This window comes from Pseudomonas sp., assembly GCF_048269965.1.
GTDB lineage: Bacteria > Pseudomonadota > Gammaproteobacteria > Pseudomonadales > Pseudomonadaceae > Aquipseudomonas.
Window position 1 is genome coordinate 153,613 of sequence record NZ_JBLWTV010000008.1, and the last position, 21,083, is coordinate 174,695.

At 62.2% G+C, this 21,083-nt stretch carries 18 protein-coding genes; 6 read left to right on the forward strand and 12 right to left on the reverse strand.

The genetic code is table 11. The features are described from left to right. Positions 1-10: 10 nt before the first annotated feature. The 3 genes from ACN0X6_RS11900 to ACN0X6_RS11910 are packed head-to-tail and all read right to left on the reverse strand — an operon-like array spanning position 11 to position 1,355. The gene (locus ACN0X6_RS11900) at positions 11-208 is read right to left on the reverse strand and encodes a DUF1289 domain-containing protein (protein ID WP_280076134.1); all 198 of its coding nucleotides are present in this window, start codon (positions 206-208) and stop codon (positions 11-13) included. Continuing rightward, the gene (locus ACN0X6_RS11905; protein ID WP_280076135.1) at positions 201-728 is read right to left on the reverse strand and encodes a gamma carbonic anhydrase family protein; all 528 of its coding nucleotides are present in this window, start codon (positions 726-728) and stop codon (positions 201-203) included. Before ACN0X6_RS11905 ends, ACN0X6_RS11900 begins: the two co-directional genes overlap by 8 nt. Before the next feature lie 21 nt (positions 729-749). After that, entirely contained in the window at positions 750-1,355 is a 606-nt protein-coding gene (locus ACN0X6_RS11910; protein ID WP_417704137.1) for a CoA pyrophosphatase, read from the reverse strand. Positions 1,356-1,504: 149 nt separating this feature from the next. On the opposite strand from ACN0X6_RS11910, the gene ACN0X6_RS11915 reads away from it, so the two are divergent. After that, positions 1,505-2,059, forward strand: a complete 555-nt coding sequence (locus ACN0X6_RS11915) for an NUDIX hydrolase (protein ID WP_417704139.1) — start codon at positions 1,505-1,507, stop codon at positions 2,057-2,059. A gap of 18 nt (positions 2,060-2,077) precedes the next feature. Next, positions 2,078-2,581, forward strand: coding sequence for a L,D-transpeptidase family protein (locus ACN0X6_RS11920; RefSeq protein ID WP_417704140.1), 504 nt, complete (start codon positions 2,078-2,080; stop codon positions 2,579-2,581). A gap of 108 nt (positions 2,582-2,689) precedes the next feature. Here the strand turns inward: ACN0X6_RS11920 and ACN0X6_RS11925 are convergent, their stop codons facing one another. From ACN0X6_RS11925 to purL, 3 genes are all read right to left on the reverse strand, one after another. Then, complete coding sequence (locus tag ACN0X6_RS11925) at positions 2,690-3,007, reverse strand: YqfO family protein (RefSeq protein WP_090432029.1); 318 nt, start codon at positions 3,005-3,007, stop codon at positions 2,690-2,692. 156 nt (positions 3,008-3,163) lie between these two features. Further along, a complete protein-coding gene (locus ACN0X6_RS11930) occupies positions 3,164-3,433 on the reverse strand; it encodes a CDGSH iron-sulfur domain-containing protein (RefSeq protein ID WP_417704142.1) in 270 nt (89 codons plus the stop codon). A 303-nt stretch (positions 3,434-3,736) separates the two neighbouring features. Next, positions 3,737-7,633, reverse strand: a complete 3,897-nt coding sequence (gene purL / locus ACN0X6_RS11935; protein WP_417704144.1) for a phosphoribosylformylglycinamidine synthase — start codon at positions 7,631-7,633, stop codon at positions 3,737-3,739. Positions 7,634-7,800: 167 nt separating this feature from the next. On the opposite strand from purL, the gene mltF reads away from it, so the two are divergent. After that, complete coding sequence (gene mltF, locus ACN0X6_RS11940; RefSeq protein ID WP_417704146.1) at positions 7,801-9,267, forward strand: membrane-bound lytic murein transglycosylase MltF; 1,467 nt, start codon at positions 7,801-7,803, stop codon at positions 9,265-9,267. Positions 9,268-9,271: 4 nt separating this feature from the next. Here mltF and ACN0X6_RS11945 read toward each other — a convergent pair whose 3' ends face one another. The 3 genes from ACN0X6_RS11945 to ACN0X6_RS11955 are packed head-to-tail and all read right to left on the reverse strand — an operon-like array spanning position 9,272 to position 11,667. Further along, positions 9,272-9,727: a hypothetical protein gene (locus ACN0X6_RS11945; RefSeq protein WP_417704238.1), complete on the reverse strand. Its 456-nt coding sequence runs from the start codon at positions 9,725-9,727 to the stop codon at positions 9,272-9,274. Between the two features lie 33 nt (positions 9,728-9,760). Next, the gene (tadA, locus tag ACN0X6_RS11950) at positions 9,761-10,237 is read right to left on the reverse strand and encodes a tRNA adenosine(34) deaminase TadA (RefSeq protein ID WP_417704148.1); all 477 of its coding nucleotides are present in this window, start codon (positions 10,235-10,237) and stop codon (positions 9,761-9,763) included. A 56-nt stretch (positions 10,238-10,293) separates the two neighbouring features. Beyond that, positions 10,294-11,667 carry a multicopper oxidase family protein gene (locus ACN0X6_RS11955; RefSeq protein WP_417704150.1) on the reverse strand — a complete coding sequence of 458 codons (1,374 nt, stop codon included), beginning with the start codon at positions 11,665-11,667 and terminating at the stop codon, positions 10,294-10,296. Between the two features lie 180 nt (positions 11,668-11,847). Between ACN0X6_RS11955 and ACN0X6_RS11960 the strand changes: the two genes are divergently transcribed. Both ACN0X6_RS11960 and ACN0X6_RS11965 read left to right on the forward strand, forming a co-directional pair. Next, the gene (locus ACN0X6_RS11960) at positions 11,848-12,318 is read left to right on the forward strand and encodes a hypothetical protein (protein WP_160016592.1); all 471 of its coding nucleotides are present in this window, start codon (positions 11,848-11,850) and stop codon (positions 12,316-12,318) included. 8 nt (positions 12,319-12,326) lie between these two features. Beyond that, the gene (locus ACN0X6_RS11965; RefSeq protein ID WP_417704152.1) at positions 12,327-12,836 is read left to right on the forward strand and encodes a hypothetical protein; all 510 of its coding nucleotides are present in this window, start codon (positions 12,327-12,329) and stop codon (positions 12,834-12,836) included. Between the two features lie 104 nt (positions 12,837-12,940). Here the strand turns inward: ACN0X6_RS11965 and ACN0X6_RS11970 are convergent, their stop codons facing one another. From ACN0X6_RS11970 to guaB, 3 genes are all read right to left on the reverse strand, one after another. Beyond that, positions 12,941-15,064 carry a TonB-dependent siderophore receptor gene (locus ACN0X6_RS11970; RefSeq protein WP_417704154.1) on the reverse strand — a complete coding sequence of 708 codons (2,124 nt, stop codon included), beginning with the start codon at positions 15,062-15,064 and terminating at the stop codon, positions 12,941-12,943. A gap of 425 nt (positions 15,065-15,489) precedes the next feature. Then, positions 15,490-17,067, reverse strand: a complete 1,578-nt coding sequence (guaA, locus tag ACN0X6_RS11975; RefSeq protein WP_192984790.1) for a glutamine-hydrolyzing GMP synthase — start codon at positions 17,065-17,067, stop codon at positions 15,490-15,492. Between the two features lie 208 nt (positions 17,068-17,275). Further along, positions 17,276-18,745 (reverse strand): IMP dehydrogenase, encoded by a 1,470-nt coding sequence (guaB, locus tag ACN0X6_RS11980; protein ID WP_417704156.1) that lies wholly within the window; start codon positions 18,743-18,745, stop codon positions 17,276-17,278. Positions 18,746-18,890: 145 nt separating this feature from the next. Between guaB and ACN0X6_RS11985 the strand changes: the two genes are divergently transcribed. After that, the gene (locus ACN0X6_RS11985) at positions 18,891-20,993 is read left to right on the forward strand and encodes a TonB-dependent siderophore receptor (RefSeq protein WP_417704158.1); all 2,103 of its coding nucleotides are present in this window, start codon (positions 18,891-18,893) and stop codon (positions 20,991-20,993) included. The last annotated feature ends 90 nt before the right edge of the window (positions 20,994-21,083 follow it).

Genomic DNA, 21,083 nt, shown 5'->3' on the forward strand with positions numbered 1-21,083 from the left:
GAACAGTGAATCAGGAAGTCATTAAGAGACCGGAAGCGCGGGCGCGCTCCAGGCAGCGTTGCAGTACCTCGCGGCGCTCGGCATTGTCCATGCGGCCCCAACGGGTGATTTCGGCGGCGGTACGCTGACAGCCAATGCAGACATCCTGCTCATCCAGCGCGCAGACATGCACGCAGGGCGAACGCAGCGGTTTTTCTACATCACTCATCGTCATCAGGTACCAGCTCACGGGAATAGCGCTGCGCATTATGAACGTAATGAGCGGCGCTGGCCTCCAGCATCTTCTTCTGCGCCTCGGTCAGCTCGCGCACCACCTTGCCGGGGCTGCCCATGACCAGGCTGCCATCGGGAATCACCTTGCCTTCGGGGATCAGGCTGTTGGCGCCGATGATGCAGTACTTGCCGATCCTGGCGCCGTTGAGGATCACCGCATTGATGCCGATCAGGCTGTAATCGTCCACCGTGCAACCATGCATCATCACGTTGTGACCCACGGTGACGCCCTTGCCCAGGGTCAGCGGAAACCCCATGTCGGTGTGCATTACGCTGCCGTCCTGCACATTGCTGTTCTCGCCGATGTGGATCAGTTCGTTGTCGCCGCGCAGCACGGCGCCGAACCAGACGCTGGCACCGGCCTCCAGGCGAACCTTGCCGATCAGGTCGGCACTTGGCGCGACCCAGCTCTCGGGATGGGCGTCGACACGGGAGCTTCCCAGGCGGTATTTCATGCTCGTCAGTCCTCGGCGCTGTCAGCGCAGGTGTATGAAGTGTTCGGGCGGCTGGTGCAGGGCAATCTGCGCATCATCGAAGAGCAGGTTGACCAGTTCCACCACCATGATCGCGGTCAGGCCCCAGATGCGGTATTCGCCATAGGTGTAGGACGGCACGTACCAGCTGCGCCCGAGGTAGTCGATGCGATGGGTCATCTCGCGCGGGTCGCTGCGAAAGAACTCCAGCGGCACCGAGAATACCGAGGCGATCTCCGCATCATTGGCCTTGTACTCGACGTAATCCGGCACCAGCCCGACGTAGGGCGTGACCTGAATGCCGTGGCGTGACACCAGGCTGCTGAGCGGCCCAACCACCTCGACCAGTCCCGGCGGCAGACCGATCTCCTCCTCGGCTTCGCGCAGCGCGGTATGCACCAGATCGCGATCTTCCGGGTCGCGCCGGCCTCCGGGAAAGGCGACCTCGCCGCCATGGGTCGACAAACCGCTGGCGCGCAGGGTCAGCACCAGCTCAGGCTCATCACTGCGGGTAATCGGGACCAGCACCGCCGCTTCGGGGAAGCTGCGCTCGGTCTCCAGGAGACGCGGGCTGTAGCCGCGCACACGATGGAGCAAGTCGTCCAGCATGGGCATACTCGGTGTCTTGTTTTGCCAGGCATCATGGCATGAAAGCAGGCGGGCGCCCAACCCCGACGACAGGACAGGCCGGCCGCAATAGCGGGCTTGCCGGCCACCTCTCAGCCGGCCAAGATAACGCCAGAAAAAGAGGAGCGGGCATGAAATTCTGCAGCCAGTGCGGCAACCCCGTCACGCGCATGATCCCGGCGGGCGACAATCGCATGCGCCATGTCTGCGCTCACTGTGCCACCGTGCATTACGAAAACCCGCGTATCGTCGCCGGCTGCCTGCCCGTGTGGCGCGACCAGGTGCTGCTGTGTCGCCGTGCCATCGAGCCACGCCGCGGCTACTGGACATTGCCGGCCGGCTTCATGGAAAACGGTGAGACCATCGAGCAGGCCGCCGCCCGCGAAACCCTCGAAGAAGCCTGTGCCCGTGTGCGCGACCTCAGCCTCTACACCCTGTTCGACCTGCCGCACATCAGCCAGGTGTACATGATGTTCCGCGCCGAACTGGTCGATCTGGATTTCGCCGTGGGTGAAGAGAGCCTGGAGGTGCGGCTGTTCGAGGAAGCGCAGATCCCCTGGTCAGAGCTGGCTTTCCCGACCATTGGCCGTACCTTAGAATGCTTCTTCGCCGACCGTCGGCAGAATCTCTTTCCGGTACGCAATGAGCCACTCGAAGCGCTGCGTACCCATTACACACCTCGTTGAGCCTTGCGGACGTTCCCGATGCGTTGGTTGTTGCCCCTGCTTTGCCTGACTATCAGCTTCAACGCCCTGGCCAGCACCACAGCCGCGAGCAGCAGCCGTAGCGTGGACAAGGTGCTGGTGCTCAAGGGCGAGCGCACACTGCATTTGCAACAACGCGGCGAGACCATCAAGTCCTACCGCATTTCCCTGGGCAAACAACCCAGCGGCGCCAAGCAGCGCGAAGGCGATCTGCGCACACCGGAAGGTCTCTACTGGATCGACTGGCGCAAGCCGAGCGACAAGTACCAACTGTCGCTGCACATCTCCTACCCCAACGCCCGCGACCTGGCCAAGGCCAGGGAAGCCGGGGTGCCGCCGGGCAGCATGATCATGATCCACGGCACGCCGCTGGATGAGGAATATCCCGAGTGGTTTTTCCACACCCTCGACTGGACCGAAGGCTGCATCGCCATGAAGAACGACGACATGCGCGAGGTCTGGAGCCTGGTCAAGGATGGGACGCTGATCGAAATCAGGCCCTGAACCCAAACCTTGAAAGTGCACCGAACCTGAGCCACGCACAGGCGAAAGGCTTAGCCCCGGGACGGGGCTGCCAGCAGGGATCGCGTTGCAGGCCTTGTCTGAAGCGATTCAGAATTGCAGATCGGACAAACGCCAGACGTCGAAGGCAGGCGTTTCGTAGGGATGGCTCTTCTTCAGCGCCTTGACGGCGTCATGGATCAGCTCGTCGGCAACGACCATTTCCACCTTCCATTCGGCAACCTGCTCGACGCTGCCGACCTGCCCGATGAACGGCTGGCTACCTTCCAGAGCACGGAACTGGCCTTGGCCCAGCACCTGCCAGCAGCAACTGTCATAACGGCCGATGCGCCCGCCTCCAGCTGCGAACACCGCCTTTTTCACCGGCTCCAGATGGGCTTCCGGCACGTAGAAACACAGTTTGTACATCAAGTTCTCCGCAGATGGGCAACCGAACAACAGACAAGCCATGACGCCAATATGATGTCACTTTGACATGGAGTTGTCTTGAGGTCGCCCGCACAAATCCATACGCAGCATTAAAACGATTCGCTGCTTTCGACTCAGGCGAAGGGCGTGGCGTTCTCAGCGACCGCTGAAAAAGCGCCGCCATTTGTCGGCCAGACCAGTGGCCGGAGGGCTGTGGCTACCGTCGCAATAAGGCAGGTTTGCGGATCGGCTACAGCGGCATAACAAAAGGCGCTGCTCCCGCTCGGGGCGCAGAATCAGAGACTGCACGCAGCCGGGCGTGCAGTTGGGCATGTCGGGCGAGTGCCCGCAGCGGCATAGGCGATGGGTTTCCCCGGGTTTGACCAGGCGAACTTCGGGAAGGATCTGCTGGGAATCATCGGCCATGCTTGGGCCTATGTAGCCCGGATGAAATCCGGGGCGAGGTGCGACGGCGTTTTCCCGGATTGCATCCGGGCTACGGACCCTGCTCCCCTCTCACGTCCTACCGATATCTCCGGTGTTATACCTGCAAGCTCAAGCTGGATCGGAGCGCGACCGCTTTTGCCCTCTCCCGCCCTGCGGGCACCCTCTCCCGCAAGCGGGAGAGGGTCATCAGAAGACGGGTGCGCGACCGCTTTCCCTCTCCCGCCCTGCGGGCACCCTCTCCCAATGGGAGAGGGTCATCAGAAGGCCGCTACGCGGCCGCTTTTAGTCCACCCATACTCGGGCGTTGCGGAACATGCGCATCCAGCCGCCATCTTCCTGCCACTCGTCCGGGCGCCAGGAGTTCTGCACGGCGCGGAATACCCGCTCCGGGTGCGGCATCATGATGGTCACACGGCCGTCGCGGCTGGTCAGTCCGGTGATGCCGCGTGGCGAACCGTTGGGGTTGGCCGGGTAGCTCTCGGTGACCTTGCCATGGTTGTCGACGTAGCGCAGCGCAATGGTGCCGGACAGATCAGCCTCCAGCAGCGCTTCCTCGCTCTCGAACTCGGCATGGCCTTCGCCGTGGGCGATGGCGATCGGCATGCGCGAACCCGCCATACCCTGCAGGAAGATCGACGCCGACTCCTGAATCTGCACCATGGCCACGCGCGCTTCGAACTGCTCGGAGCGGTTGCGCACGAAGTGCGGCCAGAACTCGGTGCCAGGGATCAGCTCGTGCAGGTTGCTCATCATCTGGCAGCCGTTGCACACCCCGAGGGTGAAGCTGTCACGACGCTCGAAGAAACCCTGGAAGGCATCGCGAGCACGGGCGTTGAACAGCACCGACTTGGCCCAGCCCTCACCGGCGCCGAGCACGTCGCCATAGGAGAAGCCACCGCAGGCAACCAGGCCTTTGAACTCTTCCAAGCTGACGCGACCGGCGAGGATGTCGCTCATGTGCACGTCGATGGCGGAGAAACCGGCGCGGTCGAACGCGGCAGCCATTTCCACCTGGCCGTTGACACCCTGCTCACGCAGGATAGCGACCTGCGGACGCACGCCCTTCTTGATATAAGGCGCAGCGATGTCCTGGTTGACGTCGAAGCCAAGCTTGATCGACAGGCCGGGGTTGTCTTCTTCCAGCAGCAGGTCGAACTCCTGATCCGCGCCCTGCGCGTTATCACGCAGACGCTGGATGCGGTAGCTGGTCTCGGCCCACTGACGCTGCAGCAGACGGCGCTCACCAGCGAACACCGGTTCGCCATTGAAGCTGATGCTGACCTCGCCGTTGTTCACGGGCTGACCGATCACGGCCACGCAGTCGTCCAGACCGGCGGCGCTGAACTGCGCCAGCACTTCCGGAGTGGCGTCCTGGCGCACCTGGATCACCGCACCCAGCTCTTCGTTGAACAGCACGGCAGGCAGCTCGGAGCTGTCGTCAGCCAGCGCGTCGAGATTCAGCGACAGACCGCAATGACCGGCGAAAGCCATTTCCAGCACGGTGGTCAGCAGGCCACCGTCGGAACGGTCGTGGTAAGCCAGCAGATGGCCGTCGGCATTGAGGCCCTGAATCACGGCGAAGAAGGCCTTGAGGTCTTCGGCGTCGTCGAGGTCCGGCACCTGCTGGCCGATCTGCGAATAAACCTGCGCCAGGATCGAGGCACCCATACGGTTCTGGCCGCGACCGAGGTCGATCAGAATCAGATCGGTCTCGCCCTTGTCCATGCGCAGTTGCGGGGTCAGGGTCTGACGGATGTCCTGCACCGGAGCGAAACCGGTGATCACCAGCGACAACGGCGAGGTCACGCTCTTGTCGACGCCCTCGTCCTGCCAGCGGGTCTTCATGGACATGGAGTCCTTGCCCACCGGAATGGTGATGCCCAGCGCCGGGCACAGCTCCATGCCGACAGCCTTGACGGTATCGTACAGGCGGGCGTCTTCGCCGGGGTGGCCGGCAGCCGCCATCCAGTTGGCCGACAGTTTGATGTCGGACATTTTCTCGATGCGTGCAGCCGCCAGGTTGGTAACGGTCTCACCCACCGCCATGCGGCCGGAAGCCGGCGCGTCGAGCAGCGCCAGCGGCGTGCGCTCACCCATGGCCATGGCTTCACCGGTATAGACGTCGAAGCTGGTGGCGGTGACGGCACAATCGGCCACCGGCACCTGCCACGGGCCGACCATCTGATCACGCGCCACCAGACCGGTGATGGTGCGGTCGCCAATGGTGATCAAAAAACTCTTGCTGGCCACGGCCGGATGATGCAGCACACGACCCAGCGCTTCTTCGATATCGACGCTGGCGGCGCTGAAGTCATCGCCCTGCTCGGCTTCACGGCTGACGCTGCGGTGCATGCGCGGCGGCTTGCCCAGCAGCACTTCCAGCGGCATGTCCACCGGGGTGTTGCTGAAGTGGCTGTCGGTCACGGTCAGGTGCGGCTCTGCGGTGGCCTCGCCGACTACAGCGAAGGGGCAGCGCTCACGCTCGCAGATGGCCTTGAAACGCTCGAAGTCAGCAGCGTCCACGCTCATCACGTAGCGCTCCTGCGACTCATTGCACCAGATCTCGTGCGGAGCCATGCCCGGCTCGTCGTTGGGCACGTTGCGCAGTTCGAAGCGACCGCCGCGACCGCCGTCGTTGATCAACTCAGGCAGGGCATTGGAGATACCGCCGGCGCCGACGTCGTGGATGAACTTGATCGGGTTGGCCTCGTCCAGCTGCCAGCAGCGGTCGATGACCTCCTGGCAGCGGCGTTCCATTTCCGGGTTTTCGCGCTGCACCGAGGCGAAATCCAGATCGGCCGAGCTGGCACCGGTGGCCATCGACGAGGCGGCGCCGCCACCCAGGCCAATGAGCATGGCCGGGCCGCCGAGCACGATCAGCTTGGCGCCGACCGAAATCTCACCCTTCTGTACGTGGTTCTCGCGGATGTTACCGAGGCCGCCGGCGAGCATGATCGGCTTGTGGTAGCCGCGCACTTCTTCGCCACGCGGGCTGCTGACAGCCTGCTCGAAGGTGCGGAAGTAGCCGTTGAGTGCCGGACGACCGAATTCGTTGTTGAACGCGGCGCCGCCCAGCGGGCCTTCGATCATGATGTCCAGCGCGCTGACGATGCGCTCGGGCTTGCCGTAAGGCTTTTCCCAGGGCTGGAGGAAATCGGGGATGTTCAGGTTGGAGACCGAGAAACCGGTCAGGCCGGCCTTGGGCTTGGCGCCACGGCCGGTCGCGCCTTCGTCGCGGATCTCGCCACCGGAGCCGGTGGAAGCGCCCGGGAACGGCGCGATGGCGGTCGGGTGGTTGTGCGTCTCCACCTTCATCAGGATGTGCACCGGCTCCTGCACCGCGCCGTACTGGCGGGTCTCAGGGTTGGGGAAGAAGCGCCCGGCGGTGTGGCCTTTGATGACCGAGGCGTTGTCCTTGTAGGCACTCAGCACGCCTTCGTTGTGCATCTGGTAGGTGTTCTTGATCATGCCAAACAGCGACTTGTCCTGGCTCTCGCCGTCGATGTCCCAGCTGGCATTGAAGATCTTGTGGCGGCAGTGCTCGGAGTTGGCCTGGGCGAACATCATCAGCTCGATGTCGTGCGGATTGCGCCTCAGGTCATTGAAGCTCTTCACCAGGTAGTCGATTTCGTCCTCGGCCAGGGCCAGGCCCAGGTCCTGATTGGCCTGCTCCAGCGCGGCGCGACCGCCACCGAGTACGTCCACGGCGGTCAGCGGCTTGGGCTGGGCGTGGCTGAACAGCGCAGCGGCGTCTTCCAGCGCATTCAGAACGAGCTGAGTCATGCGGTCATGCAGCAGTGCGGCGACGGCAGCACTGTCGGCCTCGCTCAGCTCGCCGCTGATGTAATAGGCGATACCGCGCTCAAGCCGCTGGATCTTGGCCAGGCCACAGTTACGGGCGATGTCGCTGGCCTTGCTCGACCAGGGCGAGATGGTGCCGAAACGCGGGATGGTCAGAAAGAGTTTGCCGCTGGGTTCCTGCACCGGCACGCTCGGGCCGTACTTGAGCAGCCGCGCCAGCACTTGTTCCTCATCGGCGTTGAGCACGCCAGTGACGTCGGCGAAATGCGCGAACTCGGCGTACAGCCCGGTCACGGCCGGCACCTTGCTGGTCAGTTGCTCGAGCAATTTGCCATGGCGGAAAGCGGAAAGGGCGGGAGCGCCGCGCAGAATCAACATCGTCGGAACAGCCTCTGGGAAGGGGTGTGCTGGAGGCCCGGCATTCTACCCTAAAGCGTTGGCCTGCGGCACCTGTAGCCAGGTGCTTAAAGGACGAACGCTCACTAGCAGAGAAGCGAAGCGCTGTCGAGATATGGCACCGCCTGCGCTTTGCGTATACTGCGCCGATGTTTGCACGACCTGCGATACGCATGCGTTGCGCCACAGGGCTGTTGGCGATTGGAACCCTCCTGATGCTTGCTGGCTGCGGCGAAGACCCCAAGCCCAGCGTACTCGAGCAGGCAAAGGCGGAGGGTGAGCTGCGCGTGGTCACTCGCAACAGCCCCGCCACCTACTTCCAGGACCGCAACGGCGCCACCGGTTTCGAATATGAACTGGCCAAGCGCTTCGCCAGCGATCTCGGCCTCGAACTGAAGATCGAAACCGCAGACAACCTCGACACTCTGTTTTCCAGCCTTGACCTCGCCAACGGCCCGGTAATGGCTGCCGCCGGCCTGGTGGACACGCCACAGCGCCAGCGCCAGGCACGCTTCTCGATTCCCTACCTGGAAGTCACGCCACAGGTCATCTATCGCCAGGGCGAGAACCGCCCGACCAAACCTGCGGACCTGGTCGGCAAGCGCATCCTGGTGCTGGCCGGCAGTAGCCACGCCGAACAGCTGGCCGCCCTCAAGCTGGAACAACCGGAGCTGGAGTTCGAGGTATCCGACGCAGTAGAAGTGGTCGACCTGCTGCGCATGGTCGACGAAGGACAGATCGACCTGACCCTGGTCGACTCCAACGAGCTGGCGATGAACCAGGTGTACTTCCCCAACGTACGCGTGGCCTTCGACCTCGGCGACACCAACACCATGCGTTGGGCGGTAGCCGCTGGCGAGGATGACAGCCTGCTGCAGGAGATCGACGCCTTCCTCAAGCGCTCCGAGGCCAACGGCACCCTGCAACGCCTGAAGGAGCGCTACTACGGCCACGTCGACGTACTCGGCTACGTCGGCGCCTACACCTTCGCCCAGCACCTGCAAAAACGCCTGCCGCGCTACGAAAAGATGTTTCGCCAGGCCGGCCACGCCAATCAGGTTGACTGGCGCCTGCTGGCCGCCATGGGCTATCAGGAGTCGCTGTGGCAACCCAACGCCACCTCCAAGACCGGCGTGCGCGGCCTGATGATGCTCACTCAGCGCACCGCCCAGTCGGTCGGCGTCTCCAACCGCCTCGACCCCAAACAGAGCATCGACGGCGGTGCCCGCTACTTCATCCAGGTTCACCAGCAACTGCCGGAAGGTATCGTCGAGCCGGATCGCACCTGGTTCGCCCTGGCCGCCTACAACGTCGGTGGCGGCCACCTGGAAGATGCGCGAAAGTTGACCGAAGCCGAAGGACTGGACCCGAACAAGTGGGCCGACGTGCAGAAGATCCTGCCGCGCCTGGCGCAAAAGCAGTGGTACAGCAAGACCCGCTACGGCTATGCCCGCGGCGGCGAGCCGGTGCACTTCGTGCGCAACATCCGTCGTTACTACGACATTCTCACCTGGGTAACTCAGCCGCAGCTGGAAGGCACGCAAGTGGCCGAGAGCGGCACCCACCTGCCCGGTATCGACAAGCGCAAGCCCGAAGAAGAGACCCCGCCGCTCTGAGCAGTCAGAGCAAGCTCTGACTCCCCACCGCACAGCGACTGATCGACTGCCGAGCCTGCGGCAGGCTTTTGAGGCGAGTCGCGCACTGCGCCTGGCTCGCCATCCGCTCGACCCGCAGATTGGCCTGCGCGTCGATGCTGATCAGATAGGGATGGGCGTAACGCGCGCGGTCGTTCCAGGCACTGAAACGCTGAGCGCTGAACACGCAGCGATAGTCCAGATGGCCGGTAAAGCCCTGAAAGCGATCACGCATGAAGATGTGGTGATAGCGCTGCCAATCGCGATCACGCTGACCGACGCGCACGGCCTCCTGGCACGCTTCAAGCGTGGCGATCTGCGGCTCGTGGAGGAAAATGCTCTGCGCCAGATTGGAGCCGCCCAGCTGCACGCTGGCGACCAGATACACCTCTGACGGCTCAGCGAGCGCCGGCGCAGCCAGGAGCGCCAGCACACTCAACATCCATCTGTTCATGCTCATTCCCTTTGATGACGCTCAGCCTCGCCGAGCCTTGAAGAACTCTTTCAGCAGCGCCCCGCTCTCCTCGGCCAGCAAGCCACCCTCCACCCGCACGCGGTGGTTGAGAAAGCCCTGGTCGAAGAACTGCCCCTGGCTGATCGCCACCCCCGCGCGCGGCTCGCTGGCGGCGAACACCACCCGGGCGATGCGCGCATGCACGATCAGGCCGGCGCACATGCTGCAGGGTTCCAGCGTGACATACAGGGTGCTGCCCGGCAGCCGATAGTTCTGCACGCTTTGCGCCGCCGCGCGGATCGCCACCATCTCGGCGTGGGCACTGGGGTCGTGACGCAGAATCGGGCAGTTGAAGCCCTGCCCGACCACCTCGCCATCCTGCACCAGCACGGCGCCGACCGGCACCTCGCCCAGCTCCGCGCCCAGGCATGCCTGCGCCAGCGCCAGGCGCATGAAATGCTCGTCACGCGAGCGATCGATGATCTGCGGTCGTTTCATTGCATCAATCCGTAGGGTGACCGCTCTGCGAGGCGGACCTGAAAACGGCGCCTACCCTACACCACTTCGATGGCCGCCATCAGCCCCGTTTCCATATGGTCGATGACGTGGCAGTGGAACATCCACACGCCGGGATTATCGGCAACGAAGGCGATGCGCGCCGTCTCGTTCTTGCCCAGCAGGTAGGTGTCGGTGAAGTAGGGAAGGATCTTGCGTCGATCCGAGCCCAGCACCTTGAAGGTCATGCCGTGCAGGTGAATCGGATGCTGATACTGCGCCATGTTGCGCAGCACGAAGATGTAGTGACCATCCTTCTTCAGCGTCGCGATCGGGCGATCGGCGCAGGTCTTGTCGTTGATGTCCCAGGCCTGGCCGTTGATCTGCCAGTATTTGTAGCGACCGGCGGCCTCGTCGGCCGGCGAGGCCAGCGCGGCCGCCCACTCGAAGTTGAAGCGCAATGTCTCGGCACGTGACAGGTCAGGCTCGGCGATCGGGTTGGCCGGCAACGCCGGCGGCCAATCCCCGGCGGCTTCGCTACTGGCGATGCCCTTCAGCGTTGCCAGGCGCAGCGGCCCGTTACGCAGGGACAATTCCTCTCCAGCAGCGGGAACCTTGAGCGCCAGATCGATACGCATGCCTGGCCCCAGCCAGTACTCCTTGCCCAGCGGCCGCGGCGCGACCGGATTACCGTCCAGTGCATAAATACGCGCTTCGCCACCCGGCAGGTTGAGGCGATAGGTGATGGTGCTGTCGACATTGATCAGGCGCAGGCGCACCACCTGCCCTTCCGGCAGCTCGAGGGTCGGGTTGGGCTCGCCATTGATGGTGGTCAAGCGCCCACGCGTGCCTTCGCGCGCCGCCTGGCGCGGTACCAGAAAGTCGGTGAAGGCGCCCTGCTCGTCGATGTGCCAGGTCTTCAGGCTCAGCGTGCGCTCATGGCGGAAGCCGGTAGGCTCGCGCTCCTCGACGATCAGCGGCCCGACCAGACCACGCCCCAGCTGCTCGGCACTGGTGGTATGCGGGTGGTACCAGAAGCTGCCAGCGTCGTGGCAGATGAAGTCGTAATCGAAGTACTCGCCCGGCAGCACCGGCGCCTGGGAAACGTAGGGCACGCCGTCCATCTCCAGTGGCAAGCGGATGCCATGCCAGTGGATGGTGCTCTGCTGCTCCAGCTTGTTGATGAAGCGCACCCGCAAGCGCTCGCCCTGGCGGCAGCGCAACTCGAACCCGGGCGCCTGCCCGCCGTAGGCCCAGGCCGGCGTCACATGCCCCGGCACCAGTTCAAGATCCAGCGGCGCGGCGATCAGCTCGTAGTCATGGCTCGCCACGTTCTCCGGGCGCCCCAACCAGTAACGCACACCGCCAGCGCCGAAGCCGGCAACACCCAGGCCAGCAAGCCCGGCGAGTACTTGTCTGCGGGTAAACGACATCTTCATCCTCGGCAATCTGCGGGCATACTCAATTGCGGTATCTTCTCATTTTCATGGATGACCAGACGAGCGCCCCGGCAAGACAAATTGCCGCGGCACCAGGTGCGAGATACCGCCCAGATAGGAAACCGCCGATCGGTATAGAATCGCTGGGCACTTCACAGGAACGCTCACCAGAACATGGACAGTTTCTTCTTCGACGCCCCCTTGGCAATCATGATGGTGGCGATAACCCCCATGCTCCTGCTCATGTGGATCGGGCTCATGGCTGCGTTTGGGGAAATGATCTGGACTGACTGCTACCGACTGAGCCGCCCACACGACATCGTAAAAGCGGCGATCATCGATCAAAAGCTCGTCAACGCACGCATCAGCGTTGGCAAAAACACAATGGTCAGCCTCAAGCCCGTCTATCGCCTGCGTTACGAGTACGAACAACACACCTACGAAGTGGAGCATCTCGTGCTCAACCAAGAGCATGTCGAGCTCAACCAGCAGGAAGGAACCTTTCTCCTATACGTTCCCAAAGCGAACCCGGCCGATGCCTCCCCCGAAGCCCCAAGCGCCGCTTCGCCCTTCGCCGCAATCATGCTGATGATCATGGGCTACCTCATCTGGGAAGCCGCGCCGACACTGCTTACAGGGTTCTGAGCGTGATAGTGCTATTCATCGTGCTCGGCGGCCTACTATGGCTGATCAGCCTGCTGCTTTTCGCCTTTTCCGCCTGGGCCTCTTACAAACTTATGCGACTGCTCTGGGAAAAAATCCGCAGAGCCTTGTTGCGTCCAGGCACGGCGCAAATCACGTCCTACGAAGTATTCACACCTGATCCTGAAGACATTCACGTCCAGGATACCCGCCCGCAAATCCGCCTTGAACTCGATTGCGAGCGTCACGGTCAGCGCTTTCAGGTATCCCTGGGCCCGTTGACGTGCGAGGAGTTGTTCCCTGCGCTGGATTTACCGGCACACCACATCGCCTGCTGGCTAAGCGATGAAGATTGGCGCCAGCTGCTGGAAAAACGCTGGGTCACGATTGCCTGCGACTGGCGCCTGCGCAAGGCGATACTCACCAGCCAGATTCAGAATGACAGACGCCTGCTGCTGATCAGCTTACTGAGCCTGAGCCTGTTCGCACTCACCGTCACGCTGTCTCTGCTGCCACACTGAAAGCATGCAGCCATGAAAAAACCGGCCGAAGCCGGTTTCTTCATTGAGCCCTGAAGCCAATGTCAACCAATGGCTACTGACCCCGTCCAGGCGCCTGGGCCGACTTACCAGCTGTAGCTCAGCTTGGCGGTAACCTCACGGCCCGGGTTGTAGTAGTCAGCCGTACCGGAGCCGACCACGTGCTGCTCATCCAGCAGATTGCTGACGTTCAGAGCCAGATCCGTGCCCTTGACGATGTTGTAGGTGAAGGCGGCGTCGAACACTGTTGCGGCATCGCTCTTATCGGTGTTGGCGGCGGCAAAATAGTATTCACCAATGTAACGAGCCCCCAGACCTACGCTCACCTTCGTGCCCGGCACACTGTAGTAGCCCCAGAGTGAAGCGCTATGCCGTGGCGTGACTTCAAATTCATTGCCCTTGAGAGACGTGCCATCTCGCAGCGAGCCGCGAAGTACATCCGACGCCATGTAGGAGTAACCGCCGACCAGGCTCAGGTGCTCGGTCAGCTCGGCCTTGGCCTCCAGATCCAGACCTCGCACCCTCGTCTCACCCACCGTCTGCCGCTGAATACCAGCGCCAGGCACGACAACGGCAATGGAGACATTTTCCTGAGTCAGGTCATAGATGGCGGCAGAGAAGAGCGCATTCATGCCTGCCGGTGAATACTTCGCGCCTACTTCATACTGCTTGCCCCGCTTCGGAGTAACGCCGATTTCCGGCGGAGACACGGATTCCACCATGCTGACATAGGTCGAAACCTCGTCACTGACGATGTAGGTCAATGCGCCACGGTAAGACGTTTCAGAAAAACTATCCGAGGTTTTGGTTGAGGTGAGCTTGTCGGCTTCAGTCAGATCCATCGAATCGTTGCGCACGCCCGCAGTCACGATAACGCGGTCGTAGAACGACAGGTTCTGCTGCAGGAATACCGACTTGGTGGTGTAATCCCGGCGCTGAACAAGGTAGGGCGACAGTCCGCCTGGAGCACCGCTGTAGACCGGGTTGGCAATATCAATGGGCGTTGCTCTGGCGTAGATAGAGCTGGCGTCGGTCGTGGAATCACCGTACTCGACTCCCACCATGGTGCTGCTATCGATATTTCCGAGACGGGCATCGTACTGCAGCATCAGATTACCGTTGACCTGCTCGGCATCGGTATCGGTACCAAAAGCATCACGATCGCGCAGCGTTCCTGCTCCTGTGCCGCTCAGGTACAGGTAAGCAAAATCATCCGTCAGCTCGCTGTACCGCAGGTTGCTGCGCAGGATGAAACCGTTGTCAAAATCGTGACTGAAACTACCACTGATATTGGTGCGTTCCACATCGTGGAAGTTGTAGCCCGGCTCACCGAAGAACTCATCGCGGTCATATTCCCTGTCTGTCGGGTAACCGCCACTGTTGGGGGTGCTCTTGGTCTTGAGGTGATCCACGACAAGCGTTGCCGAGGTATAGGCCGTCGGCGCCCAGGTCAGCCCGCCCATGAGGAGCTGATTGTCGTCCTGAGAGTGATCATACTCACGATCACTGTCCTGGAACTTGCCGGTGAAACGATAAGCCAGGGTCTTATCCGCATTAAGCACATCGCCAACGTCGATGCCGGTTTCCTTGTGGTTGAAGGAACCGTAGGTGCCATAGACCTGGCCGAACTGCTCGAAGCGCGGCTTCTTGGTCACGAAGTTCACCGAACCACCCGGGTCGGCCGCGCCAAACAGCGTGGAGTTGGCGCCCCGCAGAATTTCAACGCGCTCGAAGGCGAACGGGTCTTCGCGAACACCGCGCATGGAGCTCAGTGTCAAACCGTCGCGGTAGGTGGTCGCCTGGAAGCCACGAATCTTGAAGTAGTCGTTGCGGTCATCGCTGCCGTAGAAGTCGGTGATCACGCCTGGCGTGTACTGCAGGAGTTCTTCTGTGGTGTTGACGCTGCGCTGCTCGATTTCCTTCTGGGTCACCACGGAAACCGAAGCCGGGGTATTGAGGATACTGGTAGCGACCTTGCCGCCGACCCAGAGCTCCTGAGCGACGACCGAGCTGGCATCATCACCTGCCGAGGCCTTGGCGTTGACGATAATCGGCGCGAGGCGGAAGGGTTCATCCTCTGCGACTGCGCTTGCCTCTTGCGCCTGAACGTATAGAGGCGCAGCCACCAGCGGCGTGCAAAACAGAGCAACGCTGGTAACGCGCCGCCAGGGCGCTCGTGTATCGAGAACCCCGTTCTTACTATCGGTCATGCTCATGGTCCTTATCGGTTAAGAAGCGTGTCGGCGGCCTGCCCTGTCATCTTTCTATGGTGGCGATGCCGCCTGGTTGGCGGCGGCAAACATAGCAGAAAACACAGATCAAAACGATAATGACTTACATATAGATTTACTCATATCTCTTGATATTGAGCCAGTTATGCACCAGGCGCGCCCCACCTCAATTGCTTGATCGGAGCGCAGGGCGCCAGGAACAACGGCAGCGCCGTCAGCAAAGTGCACGAACACCAGGCAGGTAGCGAGTCGCAGGGCATGGACGCGTCCTTTTCAAGGAAATGAAAACCCAACCTAGCCAAGGCTTTCCGCAGGCGACAGAAAGCACGCCACACAAGGCCTAAAAACAAAACCCCGGACCAGGGCCGGGGTTTCGTCACGCAGAAGCTACGCGCGGAGGGGCATCATTCCCACTCGATGGTCGCTGGCGGCTTGCTCGACACGTCGTAGGTGACACGGGAGATGCCTTCGATTTCGTTGATGATGCGGCCGCTGACGGTCTCCAGCAGCTCGTAAGGCAGGTGCGCCCAGCGAGCGGTCATGAAGTCGACGGTTTCCACCGCGCGCAGGGCGACGACCCAGGCGTAGCGGCGGCCATCACCGACGACACCAACCGATTTCACCGGCTGGAACACCACGAATGCCTGACTGGTCTTGTGGTACCAGTCGGCCTTGCGCAGTTCTTCGATGAAGATGTGGTCGGCACGGCGCAGGATGTCGGCGTATTCCTTCTTCACTTCACCGAGGATGCGCACGCCCAGGCCCGGACCCGGGAACGGGTGGCGGTAGACCATGTCGTAGGGCAGGCCCAGTTCCAGACCGATCTTGCGCACTTCGTCCTTGAACAGTTCACGCAGCGGTTCGACCAGCTTGAGGTTCATTTCCTCCGGCAGGCCACCGACGTTGTGGTGGCTCTTGATCACGTGGGCCTTGCCGCTCTTGGCGCCAGCCGACTCGATCACGTCCGGGTAGATGGTGCCCTGGGCAAGGAACTGGATGTTGTCCAGCTTGCTGGCCTGTGCATCGAACACGTCGATGAAGGTGCGACCGATGATCTTGCGCTTCTTCTCCGGGTCGGACTCACCGGCCAGGTTGCCGAGGAACTGCTCTTCGGCATCGGCACGGATCACCTTGACGCCCATGTTCTCGGCGAACATGGCCATGACCTGGTCGCCTTCGTGCAGACGCAGCAGACCGTTGTCGACGAACACGCAGGTCAGTTGATCGCCAATGGCCTTGTGCAGCAGGGCGGCGACCACGGAGGAGTCGACACCGCCGGACAGGCCGAGCAGCACGTTGGCGTCGCCGACCTGGGCGCGTACCGCAGCGATGGCGTCTTCGACGATGTTGGCCGGGGTCCACAGGGCTTCGCAGCCGCTGACTTCCAGCACGAAGCGCGACAGGATGCGACCGCCCTGCTTGGTGTGAGTCACTTCCGGGTGGAACTGCACGCCGTAGTAGTGGCGAGTGTCGTCGCACATGGCGGCGATCGGGCAGCTCGGGGTGCTGGCGAGGATGTGGAAGCCTTCCGGCAGACGGGTGACCTTGTCGCCGTGGCTCATCCACACGTCGAGACCGAGCACACCGTCGGCGTCGACATGGTCTTCGATGCCGGCCAGCAGCTGGCTCTTGCCGACCACGTCGACACGGGCGTAGCCGAATTCACGCAGGTCGGAACCTTCCACCTTGCCGCCAAGCTGCTCGGCCATGGTCTGCATGCCGTAGCAGATGCCCAGCACCGGCACGTTCAGGTCGAACACCGCTTGCGGTGCGCGCGGGCTACCTGCTTCGTGCACCGACTCCGGGCCACCGGCGAGGATGATGCCGCGCGGAGCGAAGGCGCGGATGTCCTCGTCGCTCATGTCCCAGGGGTGCAGCTCGCAATAGACGCCGATCTCGCGCACGCGGCGGGCGATCAGTTGGGTGTACTGGGAACCGAAGTCCAGAATGAGGATGCGGTGGGCGTGAATGTCGTGGGCCATGGCCGTCTCTCGTAGGTATTCACAAATGACACGGGGCTGATCGAACAGCCCCGTTATTCATACATTGTAAAAATCGATTTGCCGCGTCGCGAGCGACGAACTGGCAAGGCGCAGAAAAACGAGAGAGCGGAGTTTGCTGAAGCAAATGAGCATCTCGAGTTTTTCTCCAACGCTGCATGCTCAGGCGCAGCAGCGTCAAATCGATTTTTCAGCCGACCCGGTAGTTCGGGGCTTCCTTGGTGATCTGCACGTCGTGGACATGCGACTCGGCCATACCGGCGCCAGTGATGCGCACGAACTCAGGCTTGGTGCGCATTTCCTCGACGGTGGCGCAGCCGGTATAGCCCATGGAGGCACGCAGGCCACCCATCAGCTGGTGAACGATGGCACTCATCGCGCCCTTGTAGGGAACGCGACCTTCGATACCTTCCGGCACCAGCTTCTCGGCACCGGCCGAGGAGTCCTGGAAGTAACGGTCGCTCGAGCCCTGTGCCTGCGCCATGGCGCCCAGCGAGCCCATGCCACGGTAAGCCTTGTAGGAGCGACCCTGGAACAGCTCGACTTCGCCCGGCGCTTCTTCGGTACCCGCCAGCATGGAGCCGATCATCACGGCGGACGCGCCAGCGACGATGGCCTTGGACAGGTCGCCGGAGAAGCGGATGCCACCATCGGCGATCAGCGGTACGCCAGTGCCGGCCAGTGCTGCAGCCACATTGGCCACGGCGCTGATCTGCGGCACACCGACGCCGGCCACGATACGGGTGGTGCAGATGGAACCTGGACCGATGCCGACCTTGACGCCATCGGCGCCGGCTTCGACCAGCGCCTTGGCAGCTGCGCCCGTGGCGATGTTGCCACCGATCACCTGGACTTCCGGGAAGTTCTGCTTGACCCAGCGCACGCGGTCGATCACGCCCTTGGAGTGGCCGTGGGCGGTGTCGACGATGATCACGTCGACACCGGCATTGACCAGAGCGCCTACGCGATCACCGGTATCGGCACCGGTGCCGACGGCAGCACCAACGCGCAGACGACCCTGATCATCCTTGCTCGCCAGCGGGTAGGCCTTGGCTTTCTCGATGTCCTTGACGGTCATCATGCCCTTGAGGGTGAAGGCGTCATCGACGATCAGCACCTTCTCGATGCGATGCTTGTGCAGCAGCTCGCGCACGGTTTCCTTGGCGGCGCCTTCCTTGACCGTGACCAGGCGTTCTTTCGGCGTCATCACGTCACGCACTTTAGCGTCCAGACGGTTCTCGAAGCGTACGTCGCGGGAGGTGACGATGCCCACCAGGTCGCCGTTGGACAGCACCGGCACACCAGAGATGTTGTGCAGGCGGGTCAGCTCGAACAGGTCGCGCACGGTGGCATCGGCCTCGATGGTGATCGGGTCCTTGACCACACCGGCTTCGAACTTCTTGACCTTGCGCACTTCGGCAGCCTGCTGCTCGATGGTCATGTTCTTGTGGATGATGCCGATGCCGCCTTCCTGGGCCATGGCGATGGCCAGGCGCGCTTCGGTGACGGTGTCCATGGCAGCGGACAGCAGCGGGATGTTCAGTTCGATGCCGCGGGTCAGGCGGGTCTTCAGGCTGACGTCCTTGGGCAACACCTCGGAATAACCGGGGATGAGCAGGACGTCGTCGAAAGTGAGTGCTTCTTGGCTGATGCGCAGCATGGACGGGCTCCCGAGCGGGAAAATAAGAAGCGCGGCATTATACCCAGCGAGCCCATTTCACTCAATGCAAAGTATGCCTCTAGGCAGTCATGCTTTGAAAATCATAAAATAATGATTCTCAAAAACATCTGCACTTGAGTGCCAAATGAAATCTACCCGCCCTTTCTTGAGTAGCCGATGCGCCACTCTGCTTACCCTTTGCCTGCTTCCAGCCGGTCAACTGCTGGCCCAGGAGCTGGAGCTGCCCAGCCAGGAAGTGGTCGCCAAGCCCACCCTGGAAGAAGATGGCTACCAGGCCAGGCGCGCCAGCACGGCAAGCAAATCCTCCGTCGCACTCAAGGATGAGGCCCAATCAGTACAGGTGGTGACGCCGCAGACCATCGAGGATTTCCAGGTCAGATCGCTGGACGATGCGATGAAGTTCGTCAGTGGCATGACCCAGAGCAACACACTGGCTGGCACTCAGGACGGTTTCGTCAAGCGCGGCTTTGGTGCCAACGCCGACGGGTCGATCCTCCGTGACGGCATTCGCTCCAGCCTCTCACGCAACTTCAGCGCCACCACCGAACGAGTGGAAGTGCTCAAGGGGCCGGCGTCGCTGCTTTATGGTGCCCTGGAACCGGGTGGCCTGATCAACGTCATCAGCAAGAAACCGCAGTACCAATGGGGCACGCAACTGAGCGCGGACAGCTCCAGCTTCGGCGGAGGCAGCCTGGCAGTCGACGTTACCGGCCCAATTGCCGATAGCGGCCTGGCCTTTCGCCTGGTTGCCGAGCGTCAGCACGAAGATTATTGGCGTAACTTCGGCGAAGAAGAGCACAGCCTGATCGCGCCCTCGCTGAGCTGGGAAGGCGAACGTCTGCGCCTCAACATCGCCTACGAATACAAGGAATACAGCAGCCCGGTGGATCGAGGCACGGTGATCATCAACGGCAAGCCGGCCAAGGTTTCCTATAACGACCGTTTCAGCGAGCACTGGTCCAAGGCTGAAGGTATCGATGAACTGCTCACGGCTACTGCCGAGTACCAGCTCAGCGCCGACTGGTCGAGCCGCCTCACCTACGGCTGGAACAACGAGCGCTACGACTATGCCGAAGCTCGCCCCAACACTCTGAATGCCAATACAGGCGCGCTCAGCCGCCGCTCCGATGGTAGCGAGCATGACAACCAGACCCAATATCTGGCCTGGGACTGGATCGGCAAGGCCACGCTATTCGGTCAGCGCCATGATCTGCTGATTGGTGCAGACACAGAGCGCGTCGACAACTTTCGTGGCGATACCTGGCGCGGCCCGGCTGTCGGCAGCTTCAACATCTACAACCCGGTCTACGGCAACCTTGCCGCACCCTCCCTGCTCAATCTGTCACAGAGCGATCGCCGCGACGAACTGCATTCGCGCTCACTTTACGTGAAAGACAACTGGCACTTGAACGAGCAGTGGATTCTGGTGCTTGGCGGCCGTTACCAGCGCTTCGAGCAGTTGGTCGGGCAAGGTCGAGGGGCGCTGTACAAGCCGACCACCGACCGGCAAGACACCACCTTCCTGCCCTTCGGCGGATTGGTGTTCCAATTGAACGACCAGGTGGCGTTCTACGGTAACTACAGCCGCTCCTTCGTGCCCAATGCCTCGGATACCGATACCGGCCAGGCATTCGACCCCGAAGAAGGTCGCAGCTACGAGCTGGGCGTGAAACTCGATCTGCCTCAAGGTATCGGCGCCAGCCTGGCGCTGTTCGATATCGAGAAGGAAAACGTAGTAGTTACCAACAATTCCGTATCGGAAGCCGCAGGCAAGGTCGGTTCGCGCGGCGTAGAGTTGGATATCACCGGCCGCCTCAGCGAGCGCTGGGAACTGCTTGGCAGCTACGCCTACACCGATACGGAAATCCTCGATGACCCGGCCAACGAAGGCAACGAACTGGTCAACGCCGCGCGCAATGTCGGCAGCCTCTACCTCGTCCATCGTCTGCATCTGCCCCAGGAGTTGGGTCAGTGGCGACTGGGTGGCGGCGCCCGTTACGTCGGTGAGCGTGCCGGCGACAACGCCAACACATTCTGGCTGGACAGCTACACCGTGGCCGATGCCTTCGTCAGCTGGGACAGCCAACTGCTCGGCGAAAAGACCCGCCTGCAGCTGAACGTACGCAACCTGTTCGACGAGCGTTACTACTCCTCCAGCGGCGGCAATCTACGCGTTGCAGTGGGCGAGCCACGCGAAGTGCGCCTGTCGGCCAGCGTCGAGTTCTGACCTTAGCCTGATGGCAACTGCCGAGCGCCTGTGGGAGGCGCTTCAGCGGTGACTGAAGACAGCGCAAGTCGCGGCTGCCCCCCCTCCCAC